At 63.9% G+C, this 20960-nt stretch carries 15 protein-coding genes; 10 read left to right on the forward strand and 5 right to left on the reverse strand.

Features of this window, described 5'->3' with window-relative positions; all coding sequences use genetic code 11:
• Window positions 1–1929: an autotransporter assembly complex protein TamA gene (locus tag AC3EML_RS25120; protein WP_023804940.1), complete on the reverse strand. Its 1929-nt coding sequence runs from the start codon at window positions 1927–1929 to the stop codon at window positions 1–3.
• Window positions 1930–2206: 277 nt separating this feature from the next.
• On the opposite strand from AC3EML_RS25120, the gene AC3EML_RS25125 reads away from it, so the two are divergent.
• The 7 genes from AC3EML_RS25125 (at window position 2207) to AC3EML_RS25155 (ending at window position 14939) form a co-directional block, all read left to right on the forward strand.
• On the forward strand, window positions 2207–7693 hold the full coding sequence (locus AC3EML_RS25125) for an alpha-2-macroglobulin family protein (RefSeq protein ID WP_352522040.1): 5487 nt from the start codon (window positions 2207–2209) through the stop codon (window positions 7691–7693).
• A gap of 83 nt (window positions 7694–7776) precedes the next feature.
• Window positions 7777–9882 carry a penicillin-binding protein 1C gene (gene pbpC / locus AC3EML_RS25130; RefSeq protein WP_352522039.1) on the forward strand — a complete coding sequence of 702 codons (2106 nt, stop codon included), beginning with the start codon at window positions 7777–7779 and terminating at the stop codon, window positions 9880–9882.
• A 241-nt stretch (window positions 9883–10123) separates the two neighbouring features.
• Window positions 10124–10819, forward strand: a complete 696-nt coding sequence (locus AC3EML_RS25135; protein ID WP_352522038.1) for a M15 family metallopeptidase — start codon at window positions 10124–10126, stop codon at window positions 10817–10819.
• Between the two features lie 230 nt (window positions 10820–11049).
• On the forward strand, window positions 11050–12078 hold the full coding sequence (locus AC3EML_RS25140; RefSeq protein ID WP_023673082.1) for a sulfate ABC transporter substrate-binding protein: 1029 nt from the start codon (window positions 11050–11052) through the stop codon (window positions 12076–12078).
• Between the two features lie 18 nt (window positions 12079–12096).
• A complete protein-coding gene (gene cysT / locus AC3EML_RS25145; protein WP_352522037.1) occupies window positions 12097–12948 on the forward strand; it encodes a sulfate ABC transporter permease subunit CysT in 852 nt (283 codons plus the stop codon).
• Window positions 12941–13825, forward strand: coding sequence for a sulfate ABC transporter permease subunit CysW (gene cysW / locus AC3EML_RS25150; protein WP_023690809.1), 885 nt, complete (start codon window positions 12941–12943; stop codon window positions 13823–13825). Before cysT ends, cysW begins: the two co-directional genes overlap by 8 nt.
• Before the next feature lie 73 nt (window positions 13826–13898).
• A complete protein-coding gene (locus tag AC3EML_RS25155) occupies window positions 13899–14939 on the forward strand; it encodes a sulfate/molybdate ABC transporter ATP-binding protein (RefSeq protein WP_023673079.1) in 1041 nt (346 codons plus the stop codon).
• A 14-nt stretch (window positions 14940–14953) separates the two neighbouring features.
• On the opposite strand, the gene AC3EML_RS25160 is transcribed toward AC3EML_RS25155, so the two are convergent.
• Both AC3EML_RS25160 and AC3EML_RS25165 read right to left on the reverse strand, forming a co-directional pair.
• Entirely contained in the window at window positions 14954–15349 is a 396-nt protein-coding gene (locus tag AC3EML_RS25160) for a type II toxin-antitoxin system VapC family toxin (RefSeq protein WP_352522036.1), read from the reverse strand.
• On the reverse strand, window positions 15349–15618 hold the full coding sequence (locus tag AC3EML_RS25165) for an antitoxin (protein WP_352522035.1): 270 nt from the start codon (window positions 15616–15618) through the stop codon (window positions 15349–15351). Before AC3EML_RS25165 ends, AC3EML_RS25160 begins: the two co-directional genes overlap by 1 nt.
• A gap of 228 nt (window positions 15619–15846) precedes the next feature.
• Between AC3EML_RS25165 and AC3EML_RS25170 the strand changes: the two genes are divergently transcribed.
• Complete coding sequence (locus AC3EML_RS25170) at window positions 15847–16833, forward strand: sulfate ABC transporter substrate-binding protein (RefSeq protein WP_352522034.1); 987 nt, start codon at window positions 15847–15849, stop codon at window positions 16831–16833.
• A 261-nt stretch (window positions 16834–17094) separates the two neighbouring features.
• On the forward strand, window positions 17095–17544 hold the full coding sequence (locus AC3EML_RS25175) for an RrF2 family transcriptional regulator (RefSeq protein ID WP_023673075.1): 450 nt from the start codon (window positions 17095–17097) through the stop codon (window positions 17542–17544).
• 65 nt (window positions 17545–17609) lie between these two features.
• On the opposite strand, the gene AC3EML_RS25180 is transcribed toward AC3EML_RS25175, so the two are convergent.
• Window positions 17610–19178 carry an acyl--CoA ligase gene (locus AC3EML_RS25180; RefSeq protein WP_352522033.1) on the reverse strand — a complete coding sequence of 523 codons (1569 nt, stop codon included), beginning with the start codon at window positions 19176–19178 and terminating at the stop codon, window positions 17610–17612.
• An 86-nt stretch (window positions 19179–19264) separates the two neighbouring features.
• Here AC3EML_RS25180 and AC3EML_RS25185 point away from each other — a divergent pair, with 86 nt between their 5' ends.
• Complete coding sequence (locus AC3EML_RS25185; protein ID WP_352522032.1) at window positions 19265–20410, forward strand: hypothetical protein; 1146 nt, start codon at window positions 19265–19267, stop codon at window positions 20408–20410.
• Here AC3EML_RS25185 and AC3EML_RS25190 read toward each other — a convergent pair.
• Complete coding sequence (locus AC3EML_RS25190) at window positions 20405–20959, reverse strand: gluconokinase (RefSeq protein ID WP_023733120.1); 555 nt, start codon at window positions 20957–20959, stop codon at window positions 20405–20407. The two genes, AC3EML_RS25185 and AC3EML_RS25190, sit on opposite strands and share 6 nt — an antisense overlap.
• Between the last annotated feature and the right edge of the window lies 1 nt (window position 20960).

Genomic DNA, 20960 nt, shown 5'->3' on the forward strand with positions numbered 1-20960 from the left:
TCAGAACGCCTGTCCGATCCCGGCATAGATGCCGAAACGCGGGTCGCCACGGTCGCGGTTGAGCGGCACGGCGGCGTCGATGCGCAGCGGCCCGAACGGCGTGATGTAGCGCAGGCCAACGCCCGCGCCGACCTTCACGTCGGAAAAGTCCGGCGTCGCTGTGGTCGAGACAGTGCCGGCGTCGACGAACGGCACGATGCCGATCGTGTCGGTCAGCGCAATGCGCATTTCGACCGATGTTTCGAAGAAGGAAAGCCCGCCGATCGGCTGATTGTCGATGTCCTTCGGTCCGATGCCCTGATAGGCATAGCCCCGCACCGAGCCGCCACCGCCGGAATAGAAGCGCCTGTCGGCTGGAACGTTCTGAAGGCCGGTGCCGACGATCGAACCCAGCGCGACGCGTTCGGCAAGCACGAATTTCGAGGCCGTGTCGAGCGACTGATAGGCCGACCCCTCGCCCCTGAGCTTGAGGAAGGCGGCGCCGCTCAGAATGTCGTAGCTCGGTTCGGCATAGGCCAGAACCCTGAAGCCGCTGGTCGGATTGAGCCGGTTGTCCCTGTTGTCATAGACATATTGCAGCGGAATGCTGGCGATCAGGTATTTGTGCTTGCCGAAGGCGTCGGTGATCCTGGAATAGTCCAGCGCGATTTCAGCCGAAACCGTCTGCTTCTTGTCGATCTCATAGGACAGGCCGGTGCTGCCCTTGACCGAGAAATGGTCGTAGGCATCGGGATGTTCGAGGACGGTCTTGACGCTGGCGATGAATTTCGAGGCCGGCCCGACCACGCCCGGCTTCTCGAACATGATGCCGGCATTGTAGTTGAGCTCGCTGAGATCGTTGCTGCCGATGCCGCTGATCTTGCCCTCGATGCGCAGCTTTTCGGCCCGGCCGAACAGATTTCGGTGGCCCCAATAGCCTTCCAGGCCTAGCCCTTCGGTGTTGGAGAAAGTGCCGCCAACGCCGAAATAGCGTGGTTTGCGCTCGCTGACCTGAACGCCGATCGGAATGTTGCCGTCGGCGTCGAGACTGTCGGCTTCCTTCAGCGTCACGCTGTTGAACACTTCGAGCCTCAGCAGCCGGTCGCGGGCATCGTCGATCTCGTCGGGCGAATATTGCCGGCCGCGTTTCAGCCCGGTCATATATTCGGTGAACTCGCGATTGACCTTCTCGGTGCCATCGACGGTGGTGTCGCCATAACCGGCAACCGGCCCGGCGGCCACCGTCAGCGTCACGTCGAGCGTCGAGGTGGTGTGCTCGGCCACGACCTGCCTGTCGGTGATCCGGGCCAGCGGCCGGCCCTCCTGCTTCAGCGCCCGCACGATCAGCGCCTCGGCCTTGAGCACGGCGCCCGAGCCGGCATCGCCGCCGGCTATCAGGCCGAAATCGGCGCTCGCCAGCCCGGCGGCATCGCCCTCCAGCCGAATATTGCCGAGCGTGAATTTGGGCCCGCTCGAGATGCTGATCACCACCGGGATCGGCTGCGGACCCGTAAATTCGGCATCGGGCGGCAAATCGTCGAGCGCCTTGCCCTGGATGGTGATAGTGACGACGCCTTCATAACGGGCGTCGGCATAAAGCGCGGCGACCAGCTGTTCGCGGTCGCTACGCGCCTTCGCCAAAAGGCCGAGCGAGCCGGAAACCGGGCGGTCTTCGTCGGATTTCAGCGACGAGGCGTTTTCGAGCTTCTTGACCAGGTCCTTGTCGGCATCGGGCGCTTCGATGGTCACCGCATAGCGCAGCGGGTCGACGATATCGGCGTCCTCGTCATTCGAAGAGCCCCACAATTTGATGCCGAAGAGCTCGAAGGCGGCCGCCGACCCCGATTCGGCAACGAGCACGGTCGAGCACGCCAACGCCACAATCAGCGCACGCGAAAGCGTGCGCCGTGGCGCACTTACCTTCGACATCTGCGCTTCATACGCCGGCATCAGGACAACCTAGGTTACAAAACTAAAATTGGAATGAAGTTTTGAAGCGCTCGTAAAGGGGCCACAATCCAATTGTCTGAAATAGGCAGGGCTTGGAATTCACACCTTCTGCGTTTTCGCAAGAAAGCGTGATCCCTTTCCCGTGGATGAACTATCGGCATACCGGTCATTGGCCGGTTTGGGAACCGTTGGCGGGCGGAAACCTGCCCGTCCTCGTGTTGACAAGCTTGACTGAAGCTTGAACATGCCGCGGACGTAGCAGTGTCTGGAGGGTGTTATGGCGATGCGCGCGGCGGCTCGTGGTCTGTCGATCTTGATTCTTCTCATTTTCGCCTGGGGGTCTGTAGCGCAAGCGGCCGAAGCCCGCCGGGTGGTGACCTCAAATAATTCCGACTATTTCGGCTTCGATCTCAGATCGGACCAGAATGTCAGCCTCGATCAGTGCAAGACGACATGCCTCGGCGACCCCGCCTGCCGCGCCTTTACTTACAACAACAAGGCCAAATGGTGCTTCCTAAAGTCCGACTATAACCAGTTGAAACCCTTCAGCGGCGCGGTCGCGGGCAAGGTCGTCAATGTCGATGGCGACCCCGATATCGGCGCCCCGCCGGAACTCGCCTTCTTCCCCAACTGGATGGCCGACCAGGCCCAGCAATACCGCAACAAGCTGACCGATCCGGCCTATGACAAGCCGACCGACGGGCTGGAATCACTCCGCGCCGCCGCCGAACAGGCTGCACTGACCGGCGACCATGGGCAGGCCATGAACAAATACGAGGCCGCGGTCTCGGTCCTGCCTGACGACGGTCAGCTTTGGCTCGGTCTGGCGCGTGAAACGCTTGCCATACAGCCGGCCAGCGGCACCTCCGAATCCTACAATCTGCCGGTCAAAGGCACCTCCGCCGCCATCAACGCCTACAAGTTGCTGCGCACCACCAAGACCCGCGCCGAAGTGCTGGCGCTGCTCGGCAACGGCCTCGACCGCCGCGATCTCTACCGTCCGGCCCTGCAGGCTTATGAAGCCAGCCTCGCGCTGGTCAGTTCGCCGGCGGTCAAGGCCGAATATGAGGATCTCAAGGCCCGCAAGGGCTTCCGCGTCATCGATCACTCGATCGACGCCGACACCAGCGCGCCGCGCATTTGCGCGCAGTTTTCCGAGGAGCTGGTCAAGACCGGCGTCGACTACGCCCAGTTCGTCACCGTCGACAACCAGCCGCCCAAGGGCGTCGAGGCCAAGGACAAGCAGATCTGCGTCGAAGGCCTGGAGCACGGCCAACATTACGAAGTGACCTTCCGCGCCGGTCTGCCGGCCGCCATTGGCGAGGTCACCGCCGCTCCGGTCGTGCTGTCGATCTATGTGCAGGACCGCGCGCCGTCCGCCCGCTTCACCGGCGACAGCTTCGTGCTGCCCGCCGGCGCCCGCCGTGGCATCCCCATCGTCACCGTCAACATGAACACCGCGCAGATGAAGCTCTACCGTATCGGCGATCGTTCGCTGGCGCAGCTTCTGTCCGGCTATCAGTTCCTGAAGCAGCTCGACGGCTATGATATCTCCAGCATTTCCGACCAGATGGGTGAGCCGGTCTGGCAGGGGCAGCTGGATATCGCCAACGACCTCAACAAGGACGTCACGACTTCGTTCCCGGTCGACGAAGCCTTGCCGCAGCGCAAGCCCGGCGTCTACGTGCTGACCGCGCAAGCGGTAAATGAAAATGACGAGGACAATTACAATTCGCTTGCCACGCAGTGGTTCGTCGTCTCCGACATCGGCCTGTCGACCTATACCGGCCAGGATGGCCTCAATGTCTTTGCCCGCTCGCTCGGAACCGCCAAGCCGATCGCCGGCGCCGAACTGACGCTGCTGGCCAGGAACAATGAAATCCTCGGCACAGCCACGTCGGACGCCGAAGGCCATGCTGTCTTCAACCCCGGCCTGACGCGCGGCGACGGCGGCATGGTGCCGGCCGTTCTGATGGCCAAGCAGGGCGACAACGATTTCGTCTTCCTCGACATGGGCCGCGCCGGCTTCGATCTGTCCGATCGCGGCGTCGCCGGACGCGCCGCACCGGGCGCGCTCGATGTCTATGCCTGGACCGAACGCGGCATCTACCGCGCCGGCGAGGATGTGCATGTCGCAGCCCTTGCCCGCGACGGCGCCTCCAAAGCGGTGGAAAACCTGCCGCTGACCTTCATCTTCACCCGTCCCGACGGCGTCGAGAACCGCCGCATCGTTGCCGATGGCGTCTCGGCCGGCGGCTATGCCGTCGACCTGCCGCTGGAAGCCAACGCCATGCGCGGCACCTGGACGGTGTCGATCTATACCGATCCCAAGCAGGCGGCCGTTTCCAGCCAGATGTTCCTGGTCGAAGACTTCGTGCCGGATCGCATCGAGTTCGACATGAAGTCCGACAAGCAGGAGATCGCCCAGGGCGAAACCGCCAACATCGACATTGACGGCCGCTTCCTCTATGGCGCGCCGGCCGCCGGCCTCGCGCTCGAAGGCGAGCTGACGCTGTCGACGGCGCGCGACTGGGACCGTTTCGCCGGCTATTCGTTCGGCCTTGCCGACGAGCAGTCGGCCGAGCCTTCGGTCACCCCGTTCACCGGTCTGCCGGTGGTCGGCGACGACGGCAAGGCGACCTTCCCGGTCACGGTCGACCAGTTGCCCGCGACCACCAAGCTGGTCGACGCCAAGGTCACGGTTCGCATGCGTGAAACCGGCGGCCGCGCCATCGAACGCTCGCTCAACATCGGCATCCGCCCGCAAGGCCACATGATCGGCATTCGTCCGGATTTCGCCGACAATGAGGTGCCGCAGGGCGGCACCGCCAAGTTCAGCCTCATCGCGGTCGACCCCGACGGCAAGCGCGAGACGCTGAAGGGCGCGCAGTGGTCGCTGGTCAAGGTCGAACGCAATTACCAGTGGTATCGCAACAACAACTCGTGGAACTACGAACCGGTCACCTTCACCAAGTCGATCGCCAACGGCCAGGTCGATCTCAGCGCCGATGCCGAGGCGACCGTGACGATGCCGGTCGACTGGGGCCAGTACCGGCTCGAGATCGAGACTGCCGATCCCGAGGGCCCGGCGACCAGCTATGAGTTCGACGCCGGCTGGTATGTCTCCTCGACCTCCACCGAAACGCCTGATGGGCTCGAGATCGCTCTCGACAAGGACAGCTATGCCGCCGGCGACGTGGCCAAGCTGAAGGTGTCGCCGCATTTTGCCGGCGAACTGCTGGTCACCATCGGCGCCGACAAGCTGCTCAAGACCATCACGGCAACCGTGCCGGCCGGCGGCAGCACGGTCGACATCCCGGTCGGTGACGACTGGGGCGCGGGCGCCTACATCACCGCAACCCTGTTCCGGCCCGGCGATGCGCAGGAAACCCGCATGCCGGCGCGCGCCATCGGCGTAAAATGGCTGACGGTCGACCCAGGCTCGAAAAAGCTCGCCGTCACCCTGACGCCGCCGGACAAGACGATGCCGCGCCAGCAGCTGTCGATCCCGGTTTCGGTCGCCGGCGTAGCGCCGGGCAGCAATGCCTATGTCACGGTCGCTGCCGTCGATGTCGGCATTTTGAACCTCACCAACTACAAGGCGCCGGATCCGGAGGGCTGGTATTTCGGCCAGCGCATGCTCGGGCTCGAAGTCCGCGACATCTATGGCCGTCTCATCGACGGCTCGCTCGGCACCACCGGCAAGCTCAGGACCGGCGGCGACGGCGCCTCGATGCAGCCGCAAGGCAGTCCGCCGACCGAAAAGCTGGTCGCCTTCTTCTCCGGCCCGGTCCAGCTCGACGCCGACGGCAAGGCAAGGATCGACTTCGACATCCCGCAGTTCAACGGCACCGTGCGCGTCATGGCCGTCGCCTGGACCAAGGATGCAGTCGGCCATGCCACGACCGACGTCATCGTGCGCGATCCGGTGGTGATCACCGCCGGCCTGCCCCGCTTCCTGGCGCCTGGAGATGCAGCCATCATGCGGCTCGACGTCGCCGACACCGACGGTCCGGAGGGCGACTATGCCCTGTCGATCGCCACGACCGGCGACCTCTCGACCGGCGACAAGCCCTTGCCCGAAAAGCTGACGCTGGCCAAGGGCAAGCGCCAGACGCTGACCGTGCCGCTGATTGCACAGACGGCGGGCAATGCCTCGATCACCATCAAGCTCGCCCATGGCGACGGCACCGCCGTCGAGCAGACGCTGTATGTTCCGGTGCGTCCGGCGCAATTGCCGGTCACCACCCGTCTGGTCGTCGACCTCAAGGGCAATGGCGGCTCGCTGCGCGTCGACAAGGAGCTGCTCGCGGCAAGCCTGCTCGACGGCGCCTCGATCAGTGTCGGCGTTTCGCAGGCTGCCGCCTTCGACGTGCCGTCGCTGCTGATGACGCTCGACCGCTACCCCTATGGTTGCGCCGAGCAGACCACCAGCCGCGCCATGCCGCTTCTCTACGTCAACGATCTGGCGTCCGGCGTTGGCATGCAAAGCGATCCCGAACTGCACGGCCGCGTGCAGGCCGCCATCTACAAGGTGCTGAGCTACCAGGCTTCGGCCGGCAGCTTCGGCCTGTGGGGTCCGGGCTCCGGCGATCTGTGGCTTGACTCTTACGTCACCGACTTCCTGACCCGGGCGCGCGAGCAGAACTACGACGTGCCGGCGCTGGCGATGAGCCAGGCGCTGAGCAATCTGCAAAACTCGGTCGGTTACGACCAGGACGTCCAGGATCGCGGCAGCGAAATCGCCTACGCGCTCTATGTTCTGGCCCGCAACAAGAAGGCCTCGGTCGGCGATCTGCGCTACTACGCCGACACCAAGCTCGAAGCCTTCTCGAGCCCGATGGCCGTCGCCCAGTTGGCGGCGAGCCTGGCGCTCTACGGCGACGCGCAGCGTTCGGAAGCAACCTTCCAGACGGCGCTGCAGCTGGCCAAGTCGACCACCGAATACGACTACTACCGGTCCGACTATGGCTCGCGGCTGCGTGATGGCGCCGCGATCCTGGCGCTCGCCGCCGAATCGAAGCCGGTGCCGACCATCGTGCCGGAGCTGATCCGGCTGGTGGCAAGGGAACGCGCCGATGCCCGCTGGACCAGCACGCAGGACGAGTCCTGGATGCTTCTGGCGGCCCGCGCGCTGAAGTCGGGCAACGACTCTATCACGCTGTCGGTCAACGGCGCGCCGCATGCAGGTGGATATTCCAACCACCTCAGCGGCACCGACATTGCCGACAGCCCGCTGACCATCGCCAACACCGGCGCCACGCCGCTGCAGGCGGTCGTCACCACGGTCGCCTCGCCGGTAGAGCCCTTGCCGGCCGGCGGCGACGGCTTCACCATCGACCGCACCTACTACAAGCTCGATGGCACCGAAGCCAACGTCACCGAGGCGACGCAGAATGAACGCTACGTGGTCGTGCTCAAGGTTTACGAGCAGAACCGCTGGCCTTCGCGCCTGCTGATCACCGACCTGTTGCCGGCCGGCTTCGAGATCGACAATCCGGGCCTTGTTTCCAGCGCCCAGCTGTCGAACTTCACCTGGCTGGCGCAAACGGACGCAGCCCATCTCGAATTCCGCGACGACCGTTTCGTCGCGGCATTCAATCCCAATGACGGCGATGGCGACCGCAACATCATGCTGGCCTACGTCGTGCGTGCGGTAACGCCGGGCACCTATGCCCATCCGGCAGCCACGGTGGAGGACATGTACCGGCCGCAATATTCGGCCCGCACCGCCACCGGCATGATGGAGATCAAGGCGCCGTAAGGCGCCTTGACGAAGATGAACACGCCGATGTCCGCGACCATCTCCTTCTCCCCGCTATGCGGAGAGAAGGAGCCGGCAGGCGGATGAAGGGCACCACCATGCTCTCCAGAAAATTTCTCCGTCGAACAGGCATCGCCGCCGCCTCCCTCGTCGGCTTTGCGGCGATCGCTGCCGCTTCTCTCTGGGAACTCGACCGCGCTTTTCCGCCGCCGCTGCCCGGAAGGCTCACCGTCTCCACCGAGGTCCAGGACCGCGACGGCCAGCTGTTGCGCGCCTTCGCCACGCCGGACGGTTACTGGCGGCTCGACACTCATCTCGACCAGGTCGACAAGCAGTTCGTCAACATGCTGGTCACCTATGAAGACAAGCGCTTTTGGGACCATGATGGCGTCGATGTGCTGGCGCTGGCGCGCGCCGCCGGCCAGTTCGCCACCAGCGGCCATATCGTCTCCGGCGGCTCGACCCTGTCGATGCAGCTTGCCCGGCTGATCGAGCCACGCGAAAACCGCAGCCTCGGCTCGAAGATCAAGCAGATGCTGCGTGCCATCCAGATCGAGCGGCGGCTGTCTAAGCAGGAGATCCTCGAACGCTATTTGACGCTGGCGCCTTATGGCGGCAATCTCGAAGGCGTGCGCGCCGCGTCACTCGCCTATTTCGGCAAGGAGCCGAAGCGGCTGACGGTCTCGGAAGCAGCCCTCTTGGTGGCGCTGCCGCAATTGCCGGAAAAGCGCCGGCCCGACCGCAATCTCACCATCGCTCATGCAGCCCGCGACCGCGTGCTGACCCGCATGGTATCAGCTGACCTGCTTGGCGAGCGCGAGGCCGCGCGCGCAGCGCTCGATGATGTCTCGGGCTTGCGCCGCAAACTGCCGGCACTGGCGCCACATGCCGCCTATGCCATGCTGCCCAAGGCCGTACCCGGCAAGCCATTGCAGCTGACGATCCGCAAAAGCGTCCAGCAAGGGCTGGAACAGGTGGCGCGCGATGCCGCGATCAAGCTTGGCCCGCGCCTGTCGGTCGCCATGGTGATGGCGGACGCACGCACCGGCGACATTCTTGGCGAAGTCGGCTCGGCCGATTTCTTCGATGCCAGCCGCTCCGGCTGGATCGACATGACCAGGATCGTGCGTTCGCCCGGTTCGACGCTGAAGCCGTTCATCTATGGCCTCGCCTTCGAGCAGGGGCTGGTGGCGCAGGAAATGCTGATCGAGGACAGTCCGGTCGATTTCGGCGGCTACCGGCCAAAGAATTTCGACATGGGCTATCAGGGGGATGTCTCGATCCGCCAGGCGCTGCAGCTGTCGCTCAACGTTCCGGCGATCCGCGTGCTCGACTCGGTCGGCCCGGCACGGCTGATGGCGCGCTTCCGCCAGGCCGGCGTCAGCCCGGTGCTACCGGTCAACGAGGCGCCGGGCCTCGCCATCGGCCTCGGAGGCGTCGGCGTAACGCTGCGCGATCTCGTCCAGCTCTATACCGGCCTGGCCAATGGCGGCAAGGCAAACACGCTGCATGACGGCACCGAGCCGGCCAACGACGAGCGCGCCACCGCCACCATCCTCGACGCCCAGGCGAACTGGCAGATCACCGACATATTGTCGGGCGTAAAGCCGCCTGAGGGCGCCTTGCAGCGCGGCATCGCCTACAAGACCGGCACGTCCTACGGCTATCGCGATGCCTGGTCGGTCGGCTTCGACGGCCGCTACGTGCTGGGTGTGTGGGTCGGCCGCGCCGATGCCGGTGCGGTGCCCGGCCTGTCCGGCTATGTCTCGGCCGCCCCCATCCTGTTCGAGGGCTTCGTCCGTTCAGGCCTGACCGCCGTCCCGTTGCCCAGCCAGCCGGCCGGCGTCGTCAAGGCCAGGCGCGAAGACCTGCCGGTGACATTGGCGCGCTTCGGCGCCGGCGCCGACGGACTGGTGCAGGCAGGCCCGACGGAACCGGCGCCAACGATCATTTTCCCGCCCAACGGCGCCCGCGTCGATCTCGCCACCAATTCCGCCGAGGCCTCGCCGCTGGTGCTGAAACTGCAAGGCGGCCGCGCGCCGTTCCGCTGGCTGGCCAATGGCAAGCCGCTCGTCGGCATCGACCGCCGCCGCACTGCGACCTGGCTGCCCGACGGCGCCGGCTATTCGACGCTCACCGTCATCGACGCCGTGGGACGCGCGGCAAGCGTGAAGGTGTTCGTTGAATAGATGGCGCCAAGCGATTCAGGGGATTGGGCTTCTTCGCCCGAGACCCGGCGCGAGGCACCCCCCTCTGGCCTGCCGGCCATCTCCCCCGCAAGGAGGGAGATTATTCGCCTCGCTGCCTTCGCCAATCTCCAACGGTCGAGTAGTAAGCGCGAGGTCCAAACCGCCAATCTCCCCCCTTGAGGGGGAGATGCCCGGCAGGGCAGAGGGGGGTGCCTCGCGCTGTCCTTCGTTGGCAAGCTTCATGGCGGCAACGCTGATGATCCTCGTTGCACCCCCCGCCCACGCCGATCCCCTGCCCGCCGGCTTCGTCCGCCTGGCCGATGTCGATCCCTCGATCCGCCAGGACATCCGCTATGCCGGCCTGGAAAATTTCCTGCATCGCAAGGCCGATGGCTACGACGCCCCAGTCTGCATCCTCACGAAGCAAGCTGCGCAAGCGCTGTCCGGCGTGCAGAAAGCGCTCGCCGCCGACGGCCTGACGCTGGTCGTCTTCGACTGCTACCGCCCGGCCCGCGCCGTTGCCGACATGGGCAAATGGACCAGAGAGGGCGGCCCGCCCGATCCGCAATGGTACCCTCTGGTGCCGCGCGGCGACCTCATCGCCAAGGGCTATATCGGCGAATTGTCCACCCATTCGCGCGGCTCGACCGTCGATGTCGCCATCGCCCGCAGCGACGGCAAGAACAAGTCATCCGCCGCTTGCGGCGCGGCCGGCGCCGGCACGCTCGGTTTCGGCACCAGCTTCGACTGTTTCGACCCGGCAAGCGAAACCGCCCATCGCCCATTGGCGGCAGAAGCGGCGGCAAACCGCAAAAGGCTGCTCGACGCCATGTGCGCCGGCGGCTTCAAGAATTATGCGCGCGAGTGGTGGCACTACACGCTTCGGGATGAGCCGTATCCAAAGCTGCGCTTCGATTTTCCCATCACTGCGGGCTGAACCGCCCGGTGCTACACCGAGCCTTCCCTCGCTCGGCCTTGCTTCTGCGCTGTCAGCTCCTAGATAGCGTCAAACCGGCCGGATTCGGGTTAGACCAATATGAGGAAAATATTTCCTTCCGAAACCCAATATCGGCGAAAATTTCCTTCGGGGGGACAAAAAATGCAACGTTGAATGCATCTAATTTCTATCAATTCGATAGAGTTCAGCCGTCATCAACGGAGGCGGAAATGACCAAACCTCATTTCAAGAAACTGCTCGGCGCACTGGTCGCCACATCGATCCAGTTCGGCACGCTCGGTTTCGCGTTTGCCGATACGACCATTCTGAACGTGTCCTACGACCCGACACGCGAACTCTACAAGGCCTATGACGAAGCCTTCGTCGCACACTGGAAGGCCGAGACCGGCGAGACGGTCACCATCCAGCAATCGCATGGCGGCTCCGGCGCCCAGGCCCGCGCCGTGATCGACGGCCTCGATGCCGATGTGGTGACGCTGGCGCTCGAAGGCGACATCAACGCCATCGTCACCAAGTCGAAGAAGATCAACCCGGACTGGCGCAAGAAGTTCGAGAACAATTCGGCGCCTTACACCTCGACCATCATCTTCCTGGTCCGCAAGGGCAACCCGAAGGGCATCCACGACTGGAGCGATCTGGTCAAGGACGGTGTCCAGGTGATCACGCCGAACCCGAAGACGTCGGGTGGCGCCCGCTGGAACTACCTTGCCGCCTGGGCCTATGCCAACGCCAATGATGGCGGCGACGAGGCCAAGAACAAGGAATTTGTCGGCAAGCTCTACGCCAATGCTCCGGTGCTCGACACCGGTGCGCGCGGCTCGACGGTCACCTTCGCGCAAAAGGGCATCGGCGACGTGCTGATCGGCTGGGAAAACGACGCCTATCTGGCGCTCAATGAATTCGGAGCCGACAATTTCGAGATCGTCTATCCCCCGACCTCGATCCTGGCCGAGCCGCCGGTGGCGATCGTCGACGCCAATGTCGATGCCAAGGGCACCCGCAAGGTCGCCGAAGCCTATCTCGGCTGGCTCTATTCCAAGGAAGCCCAGACGATCATCGCCAAGAACCACTATCGTCCGGCCAAGCCCGAGTTGGTGGATGCGGCTGACATTCCGAAGACGCCCGAAATCAAGCTGATCTCCATCGACGATCCGCTTTTTGGCGGCTGGAAGAAGGCACAGCCTTATCATTTCGGCGATGGTGGTATATTCGACCAGATCTACAAGCCGGCCCAGTAGGATTTAGATCAGGACGACATGACCATAGCACCCGCCAAGGCGGGGTGGCGATTCAGACAGCCGAGTGTCATTCCGGGTTTCGGATTGACGCTCGGCTTCTCGCTTGCCTACCTCACGCTCATCATCCTCATCCCCCTGTCGGGCCTGATCTGGCGCTCGGCAGCCCTCGGCTGGACCGATTTCTGGGCGATCGCCATCGACCGCCGGACCATCAACGCACTCGAAATCAGCTTCGGCACAGCCTTCATCGCAGCCGCCGTCAACGTCGTCTTCGGCACGCTCGTCGCCTGGGTGCTGGTGCGCTACCGCTTCCCCGGCCGCCGCGTCGTCGACGCCATGGTCGACCTGCCCTTCGCGCTGCCGACGGCAGTGGCCGGTATCGCGCTGACCACTCTTTATGCGCCCAATGGCTGGATCGGCCATCTCCTGGCGCCGCTCGGCATCAAGGTCGCCTACACGCCGCTCGGCATTGTCGTGGCGCTTGTCTTCATCGGCCTGCCGTTTGTCGTGCGCACGGTGCAGCCGATCATGGAGGAGATCGACAAGGAAGTGGAGGAAGCCGCCGCGACGCTCGGCGCCAACCGCTTCCAGATCATCACCCGCATCCTGTTTCCCGGCCTGGCGCCGGCCATCATCACCGGCTTCTCACTCGCCTTCGCGCGCGGCGTCGGCGAATACGGCTCGGTCATCTTCATCGCCGGCAACCTTCCCTACAAGTCGGAGATCGCACCGCTTCTGATCGTCATCCGGCTCGAGGAGTACAATTATCCGGCGGCCACCGCGATCGCGGCGATCATGCTTTTGCTGTCGTTCGTGATGCTGCTGGTCATCAACCTGGCGCAGTCATGGAGTCGCAAGCGCTATGGCTGACCCCGAGATCAAATCCTACGAACCGCATCACGAGAGCCGGTCGGCGGCGGTGACCGAAAGCCGGCCGGTGCGGCTGCTGCTGATGGCGGTGGCCTTCGCCTTCCTCGCCATCTTCCTGCTGCTGCCGCTGATCATCGTCTTCCACGAGGCGCTGGCGAAAGGCATTGGCGCCTACACGGAATCGCTCTCCAATCCCGATACGCGCTCGGCGATCCGGCTGACGCTGCTGGTGGCGGTGATCGCCGTTCCGCTCAACGTCGTCTTCGGCATTTCGGCTGCCTGGGCGATCGCCAAGTTCGAGTTCAAGGGCAAGGCTTTTCTAACCACGCTGATCGACCTGCCCTTCTCGGTCTCGCCGGTCATTTCCGGCCTGGTCTATGTGCTTTTGTTTGGCGCTCAGGGACTGTTCGGTGAATGGCTGAAGGCGCACGGCATCCAGATCTTGTTCGCCGTGCCCGGCATCGTGCTCGCGACCATCTTCGTCACCTTCCCCTTCGTTGCCCGCGAACTGATCCCGCTGATGCAGGAACAGGGCAACGGCGACGAGGAAGCCGCGCTCTCTCTGGGCGCCAATGGCTGGCAGACCTTCTGGTACGTGACGCTGCCCAACGTCAAATGGGGATTGCTCTACGGCGTGCTTTTATGCAACGCCCGCTCGATGGGCGAATTCGGCGCGGTCTCGGTCGTGTCGGGCCACATACGCGGGCTGACCAACACCATGCCGTTGCATGTCGAAATCCTCTACAACGAGTACAACGCCGTCGGCGCTTTTGCCGTCGCTTCGCTGCTTGCCGGCCTGGCGCTGGTCACGCTGGTCTTGAAAACACTTCTCGAGATGCGCTACGGCGCCGAGATCGCCGCGACGCGCGGGCACTGACTAAATGCATGTCGCCCAAGACTGGGAACCGTTTTTGGGACAACGACATGCACCAAATTACTGAGGGATCTACATGGAAGTTCGCGTTGCCAACGTACGCAAGGAGTTTGACCGGTTTCCGGCCCTCCATGACGTATCCCTTGACATCAAGTCGGGTGAGCTGATCGCGCTGCTTGGGCCATCCGGCTCCGGCAAGACGACGCTGCTGAGGCTTATCGCCGGCCTGGAGCGGCCGACGCGCGGAAAGATCTTCTTCGGCGACGAGGACGCCTCGCACCGCTCGATCCAGGAGCGCAATGTCGGCTTCGTCTTCCAGCACTATGCGCTCTTCCGGCACATGACGGTCGCCGACAATATCGGCTTCGGCCTCAAGGTCCGGCATGGACCGTCGCGACCACCGGCGGCCGAAATCCGCCGACGCGCCTCCGAACTGCTCGATCTCGTTCAGCTTTCCGGCCTGGAAAAGCGCTATCCGGCGCAACTTTCGGGTGGCCAGCGCCAGCGCGTGGCGCTTGCCCGGGCCATGGCTATCGAGCCCAAGGTGCTGTTGCTCGACGAGCCGTTCGGCGCGCTCGATGCGCAGGTGCGCCGGGAACTGCGCCGCTGGCTGCGCGAAATCCATGACCGCACCGGCCACACCACCGTCTTCGTCACCCACGACCAGGAAGAGGCGCTCGAGCTTGCCGACCGCGTCGTCGTGATGAGCCAGGGCCGCATCGAGCAGGTCGGCTCCGCCGACGAGATCTACGACACGCCGAACTCGCCCTTCGTCTACTCCTTCATCGGTGAATCGAGCATGCTGCCGGTCAAGGTTGAGAATGGCGAGATCTGGCTCGCCGACCGTCCGATCGGCGTGTCGGCGCCGCACGCACCCGAGGGCGATGCGACGCTGTACTTCCGCCCGCACGATATCGAACTGCTCGACGGCTGCAGCGGCTGCATCGCCGGCACGGTCGCCGCCAGCCGCCGCGTCGCCGGCACAAGACGCGTCGAACTGGAAATCGGCGGCGAGCGCCAGCGCGTCGAGATCGAACTGCCTGTGGACCATCCTGCGGCGCAGAAGAGCCGGGTGGCGTTCAGGCCGAGGCGCTGGAAGCTTTTCCCGGCGGCATAGACATCGATCCGGCGCTACTCCAGCCAGTTCTCGACCGTCAGGCCCTTGATCCGACGGAACTCGGTGTTGGCCGTCACCAGTGTCGTCCCCAACACACAGGCATGGGCAGCAATGAAAAGATCATTGTGGCCGATTGGCTGGCCTCTGGCCTCCAGCTCGGCACGAAGTGCTCCGTATTCGTTATCCATCGGCACATCGAGCGGCAACACAGGAACCTCGGCGAGCAATTCCTCCACCTTGGCGAGCAGCTTGGCCGATCTCTTGCGGGCGCAGCCATAACGCAGCTCCGAGGCGACAACGATGCTGGTGCATAGGGCGCCGTCTCCCTGGCGAACCGCCGCACTGGCGGCTTTGCCGGCCGGATTTCGGATCATGTCGCTGAGAATGTTCGTGTCCAGCATGAACCGCATCAGAAGATGTCCTCAGGCCTGACGGGCACATCATGGATTTCGGGAAAATCGTCTTCAGGGCCAAGCGGCGGTTCTTTCGCCCATTGGGTGAGCAAGGCGGTGAGGCCTGGTTTACGGACTGGCTCGATAACCAGGCGATCGCCGTCGCGGCTGATCAGGACTTTTTCGCCGGGAAGCTCGAACTCGACGGGAATGCGCACCGCCTGGCTGCGGTTGTTGCGGAAGAGCTTCGCCTCTCTCGGCGGCGTTGAATGGCGGTGTTGCGGCATCACGATGCATCCTTGTATATGCCAAATGTATATGCCACAACGGCAAGATGCAATCATTTTGCATGGCGTTGGAAGGAACTCCTACCAATCGGCTGTTTCGGCAACGCTTTTTCTCATCGTCGAATGGCGAACCCGGCGCGCATGTCTGGCCGCGCTGGACATGGTCCTATTATGTTGGCGCATTATATCGATGCATCGACAAACGGCCTTCTCAAGGAGCTCCTTTTCATGAAGCGATTTTTCCTCAGCGTCGCCACTGTCGCCGGCCTGATCCTCGCCTGTTCGCAGGCCTGGTCGGCCGACAAATTGCTCAACGCTTCCTATGATGTCGGCCGCGAATTGTTCGCCCAGGTGAACAAGGCTTTCGTCGCCGGCCATCCGGGTGTCACCGTCGACCAGTCGCACGCCGGCACCTCGGCGCAGGCGCGCGCCATTGCCGAAGGCCTCGGCGCCGATGTCGTCACCTTCAACCAGGTCACCGACATCGACTTTCTGGTCAAGAAAGGCCTCGTCTCCGCCGACTGGCAGAAGGATTTCCCCGACAACGCCTCGCCCTTCTATTCGCTCCCATCCTTTCTCGTCCGCGCGGGCAACCCCAAGCACATCAAGGACTGGAACGACCTCGTGCGCGACGACGTGCAGGTGATCTTCCCCAACCCCAAGACCTCGGGCAATGCGCGCTACACCTATCTGGCCGCAACCGCCTACGCCAAGGAAGCCTTCAAGGGCGACGACGCCAAGGTGAAGGAGTTCGTCACCAAGCTGTTCAACAACGTGCCGATCTTCGACACCGGCGGGCGCGCCGCCACCACCACCTTCGTGCAACGCGAGATCGGCGACGTGCTGATCACCTTCGAGTCGGAAACGCGCGGCATCCGCAAGGAGTATGGCAACGACAAGTTCGAACAGGTCACGCCAACGGTCAGCCTGCTCGCCGAATTCCCGGTGGCGATCGTCGACAAGGTCGCCGACGAGCACGGCAGCCGTGACCTCGCCAAGACCTATCTCGATTTCCTCTACACGCCCGAGGGCCAGACCATCGCGGCTGAAAATGGCCTGCGCGCCCGCAACGCTGAAGTCGCGGCAAAATACAGGGCCGACTTCCCCGATGTCCGCCTGCTGACTGTGGAAGACGTCTTCGGCGGCTGGGACAAGGTACAGAAGGAGCACTTCGCCGCCGGCGGTCTGCTCGACCAGACCTATGGCAGCCGCTGATATCAGCAGCGTTCGACCTCACCTCACAAGAAAGCCGGCGCTTTGCCGGCTTTTTCGTTTTCGCGCGCCGACAAACGGCTTTCATGCGGAATCTGTCGCGATCGGCGAAAAACGTTAGAAAGAATCAACGCCTTTGTGCCTAACGTCTCAACCGGGCGGCTTGTTCTACGCGAAACCGGGTTGTTCAGGCGAAACGTCATGATTTGCACACAAACAACCGCCAGATGCGGGTGGTTGGGGTTTTCATGAACTGAAGCGGGCATGCTTACCAAAAAAGGCAAATACGGCCTCAAGGCCCTCGTGCATCTTTCCGGCCTGCCGGTCGGCCAGCTTGCATTCGTCAACGACATCGCGATCGCCAACAACATCCCGAAGAAATTCCTGGATGCCATTCTGGGCGAGCTGCGCAATGCCGGTTTCGTCCTCAGTCGCAAGGGCAAGGAAGGCGGTTATCGCCTCGCCCGGCCGGCTTCCGAAATCAAGATCGGCCACGTCGTGCGCGTGCTGGACGGCCCGCTCGCTCCCATACCCTGCGCCAGCCGCACGCAATACCAGCGCTGCGAGGATTGCGACGAGGCGACCTGCCAGGTCCGGCACATGATGCTGGAAGTGCGCCAGGCGATCGCCGAAGTGCTGGACAATCGCAGCCTCGCCGCCATGCGCGACGCCGACAATGATGATTTTCCGGTCGAGCTGACATCGCAGATCTAAATTAGAGCATGGTCCCGAAAAGTGGGAACCGGTTTTCGGACAAGATCATGCTCAAATGAGAGTCCTCAGACCAGGCCGAGCTTGCCGGCCAGGCCGACGCGCTGGATCTTGCCTGTGGGACCCTTGGGTATCTCCTGGAGAAACAGGATGTGGCGCGGCACCTTGAACTCGACGATCCGGCTGCGCGCGAAATCACGAATCTGCTCGGCATCGGCGATGGCGCCCTCGGCCAGCACGATGGCCGCACCCACCTCTTCGCCGAGCATGGCGTGCGGCACGGCGAAGGTCACCGCCTGCGCCACCAGCGGATGATCGAGCAGCACATTGTCGACCTCGAGCGGCGAGATCTTTTCGCCGCCGCGATTGATGATCTCCTTCAGCCGCCCGGTGATCTTCAGATCGCCATCCTCGTCGATGAGGCCCTGGTCGCCGGTGCGGAACCAGCCATCGCTGAAGGCAGCTTCATTGGCCACCGGATTGTTGAGATAGCCATCATGAATGTTGGCGCCGCGCACCGCAATCTCGCCCTTTTCACCCGCCGGAAGGATCGTCCCCTTGTCGTCCAGGATCGTCACCTGCGGACCCGCAGGCAGGCCGACCGAGCATGGCTTGCGGCGCGCCGGCGGCAAGCCATTGGATGTCATCTGGTGCGCCGCCTCGGTCATGCCATAGGCCTCGACCACCGGACAGCCGAAGACGCGCTCGAGGTCGCGGAACACGGTGTCGGGAAGCGCTGCCGAAGACGAGCGGATGAAGCGCAGCCGCGCAGCCGCGATGCTTTCGCCATTGCGGGCGGCGCGCGCCAGGATCGCCTGATGTATGGTCGGCACCGCGCTGTACCAGCTCGGCCTGAAGTCGCCCAGCCAGCCGTAGAATTTGAGCGGGTTGAAGCCCGGCGTGCAGACAACAGCGCCGCCGACTGCCAGCTGTGCGCTGAGCGCCGCCATCAGCCCGTGAATGTGGAACAGCGGCATCACGTTGAGACAGATATCGTCTGCCGAAAGCGCCAAGGTGCGGGCGATGTTGGCCATTGATGCCTGCAGATTGCGCTGCCGCAAGCCGACGATCTTCGGTCGCGCCGTGGTTCCCGACGTGTGCAGGACCAGCGCGAAATCGTCCGGCCCGTTGAGCTGCATATCGTCGAGGCGAGCCTCGCTGGCAGCCTCCACCTCGGCGTCGCCCGCCAGCAGAAACTCGCCGGCCTTGGCGCCGTCAGTCACGACGACGTCGAGCACCGCAATGCCGTGCCCCTTTGCGGCGTTGCGCGCGGCATCGCCCATGCCTTGTCCGCACAGCAGCAGCTTCACATCGAGATCGCCGAGATAGAAGCGGAATTCGTCTTCGCCGTAAGCCGGATTGAGCGGCGCCGCCGTCGCCAACGCCGAGACCGCCAGGAAACAGGCCGCCATTTCCGGGCCGTTGGGCAAGACGATGCCGACGGCCGTGCCGCGGGCAACGCCACGCCTGGCGAGATCGCCGCAGAGCTTGTCGACAAGATTGACGAGGCCGGCAAAGCTGAGGGATGGCCGGTCCGGCGCCATCAGCGCCACCGCAGCCGGCTGCCAGGGCGCCAGTTGGGGAAGTGCTACCGATAGGGCCTGTTTCAAGTTCGAACCCTGAATGGCGTTCACCATGGCCTTGCCGGCGCCGATTGCGCGCCCGTGGCAGACGCAGTAAAGCGATTTCCGGACGCACGCAAGAACAGGTGGACACCGATCGGATGAGGCTGCCGTGGTTGGGAAAATCCCGGAAAGCCGACCGGACACCATCTTCCGCCGTCATTTATCATACGGAAATCATCGCCGACATCCTGGTGCCCGAACGCGCCGAGAATGTTCGCTTCTTCAGCCGCAAGCAGGTCCGCGCCGGCAAGTTGCGCACCTTCAACAACAGGGATCTCCGCGAGCTGCTGCTGGCCGCCTTTTATCTCGGGGTCGCGGCATTGCTACCGGTCAATTGGTGGGCCGCGATCTGCAGCCGCGTATCGGGGCTGCGCCTCAAGCGCCATATCCGCAAGGATTTCGTGCGCTACGCCGCCGCGACGCGCGCCGTGCTCGGCAATGGCATCGATGCGCAAAGGCAGTTCAGGGCCTTGCTCTGCGCCAACCACCGCCGGCGTTTGCTACTTGCCGCGCATCTCATCGGCCGCCGCTGGTCACCTGATATCCGGCTGGAGGGCCTGGAAGGCCTGCAAGCGGCGCTGAAGCGCGGCCACGGCGCTATCATCTGGTGCGATCAGTTCACGACCCAGACCATCATCGGCAAACGCGCTCTCCATGAAGCCGGCATCGAGACACACCAGCTCAGCGTCAGGGCTCACGGCATATCCGATTCGACCTTCGGCTTGCGCTTCCTGAACCCGCCGATGGTTCGGGTCGAGAACCGTTTCCTGAAAAGCCGGATCGTGTTCGACCGCAGCGACGCCTACCAGGTCACCGGCCGGATCCAGAAGATCCTTGGCAGCAACGGCGTGGTGTTGGTGACCAACACGGTGCATGCCGGCTCGACATTCACCGAAGTCGGCCTTGGCGAGAGCGGCTGGACCCACCTGGCTTCGGCGCCGACGAATTTCGCTGCCAGAGGCAAGGCGGCGCTGTTTTCCATGTCGACCTTCGAGACCGATCCGTTCCGCCAATACCGCGCCGTCCTAAGTCCCGAACTGGTGCCGGCCCCGGCAGAGGCCGGCGAGCGCGCGGCCAGAGCCGGCGCCAAGAACATGGCGCTGCAGGCCGAGTACATATTGCTCAAGCGCGACCGCTTGCTGGAGGCGCTGAAACTCTATCCCGAGCAAATGATGGTCTGGTCAGGCCATGACCGGTTCACCGAACGGCCGGAAACCGCCTTGCCCGACGAGGGTGGTTCATGATTTTGCGCCGGCCAGCAGGCTGGCAACGGCGGTGACGATCTCAGCCACTGGAAGTGTGGCGTCGGCCGTCAGCGCCCGCTCGTCGGCGCCAGGCGGTTCAAGGATGGCGAACTGGCTTTCGACCAGGCTTGCCGGCATGAAATGCCCCTTGCGGCTGGCGACACGCTGCTTGGCGGTAGCGGGATCGATCTCCAGATAGATGAAAACGATATCCCGGCGGAAGCCGCGCAGACGATCGCGGTAGCTGCGCTTCAGCGCCGAGCAGGCGGCAACCACGCTTTGGCCGCTGCCGGTCAGGTCGGCGATCCGCTCGCCGATGGCATCGAGCCAGCCCTCACGCAGTTGATCTGTGAGCGGCTCACCGCTCGCCATGCGGGCGACGTTTTCGGGCGGGTGCAGCCTGTCGCCCTCGACAAAGACGGCCCCTTCCTCTGCTGCCAATGCTTTGCCGACAGCCGACTTTCCGCAGCCGGCGACGCCCATCACCACAATGGCCCGAGGCACTGAGCCGGTAGCGCCCATTGGCGCCTGTGCCGTCTCTTCGTCCACG

Source organism: Mesorhizobium sp. P170090 (assembly GCF_057786115.1).

Coding starts and splice junctions, on each gene's coding strand:
- AC3EML_RS25120 (WP_023804940.1), bottom strand. CDS start 1,929: ATGCCGGCGTATGAAGCGCAGATGTCGAAGGTAAGTGCGCCACGGCGC.
- AC3EML_RS25125 (WP_352522040.1), top strand. CDS start 2,207: ATGGCGATGCGCGCGGCGGCTCGTGGTCTGTCGATCTTGATTCTTCTC.
- pbpC (WP_352522039.1), top strand. CDS start 7,777: ATGAAGGGCACCACCATGCTCTCCAGAAAATTTCTCCGTCGAACAGGC.
- AC3EML_RS25135 (WP_352522038.1), top strand. CDS start 10,124: ATGGCGGCAACGCTGATGATCCTCGTTGCACCCCCCGCCCACGCCGAT.
- AC3EML_RS25140 (WP_023673082.1), top strand. CDS start 11,050: ATGACCAAACCTCATTTCAAGAAACTGCTCGGCGCACTGGTCGCCACA.
- cysT (WP_352522037.1), top strand. CDS start 12,097: ATGACCATAGCACCCGCCAAGGCGGGGTGGCGATTCAGACAGCCGAGT.
- cysW (WP_023690809.1), top strand. CDS start 12,941: ATGGCTGACCCCGAGATCAAATCCTACGAACCGCATCACGAGAGCCGG.
- AC3EML_RS25155 (WP_023673079.1), top strand. CDS start 13,899: ATGGAAGTTCGCGTTGCCAACGTACGCAAGGAGTTTGACCGGTTTCCG.
- AC3EML_RS25160 (WP_352522036.1), bottom strand. CDS start 15,349: ATGCGGTTCATGCTGGACACGAACATTCTCAGCGACATGATCCGAAAT.
- AC3EML_RS25165 (WP_352522035.1), bottom strand. CDS start 15,618: ATGCCGCAACACCGCCATTCAACGCCGCCGAGAGAGGCGAAGCTCTTC.
- AC3EML_RS25170 (WP_352522034.1), top strand. CDS start 15,847: ATGAAGCGATTTTTCCTCAGCGTCGCCACTGTCGCCGGCCTGATCCTC.
- AC3EML_RS25175 (WP_023673075.1), top strand. CDS start 17,095: ATGCTTACCAAAAAAGGCAAATACGGCCTCAAGGCCCTCGTGCATCTT.
- AC3EML_RS25180 (WP_352522033.1), bottom strand. CDS start 19,178: ATGGTGAACGCCATTCAGGGTTCGAACTTGAAACAGGCCCTATCGGTA.
- AC3EML_RS25185 (WP_352522032.1), top strand. CDS start 19,265: ATGAGGCTGCCGTGGTTGGGAAAATCCCGGAAAGCCGACCGGACACCA.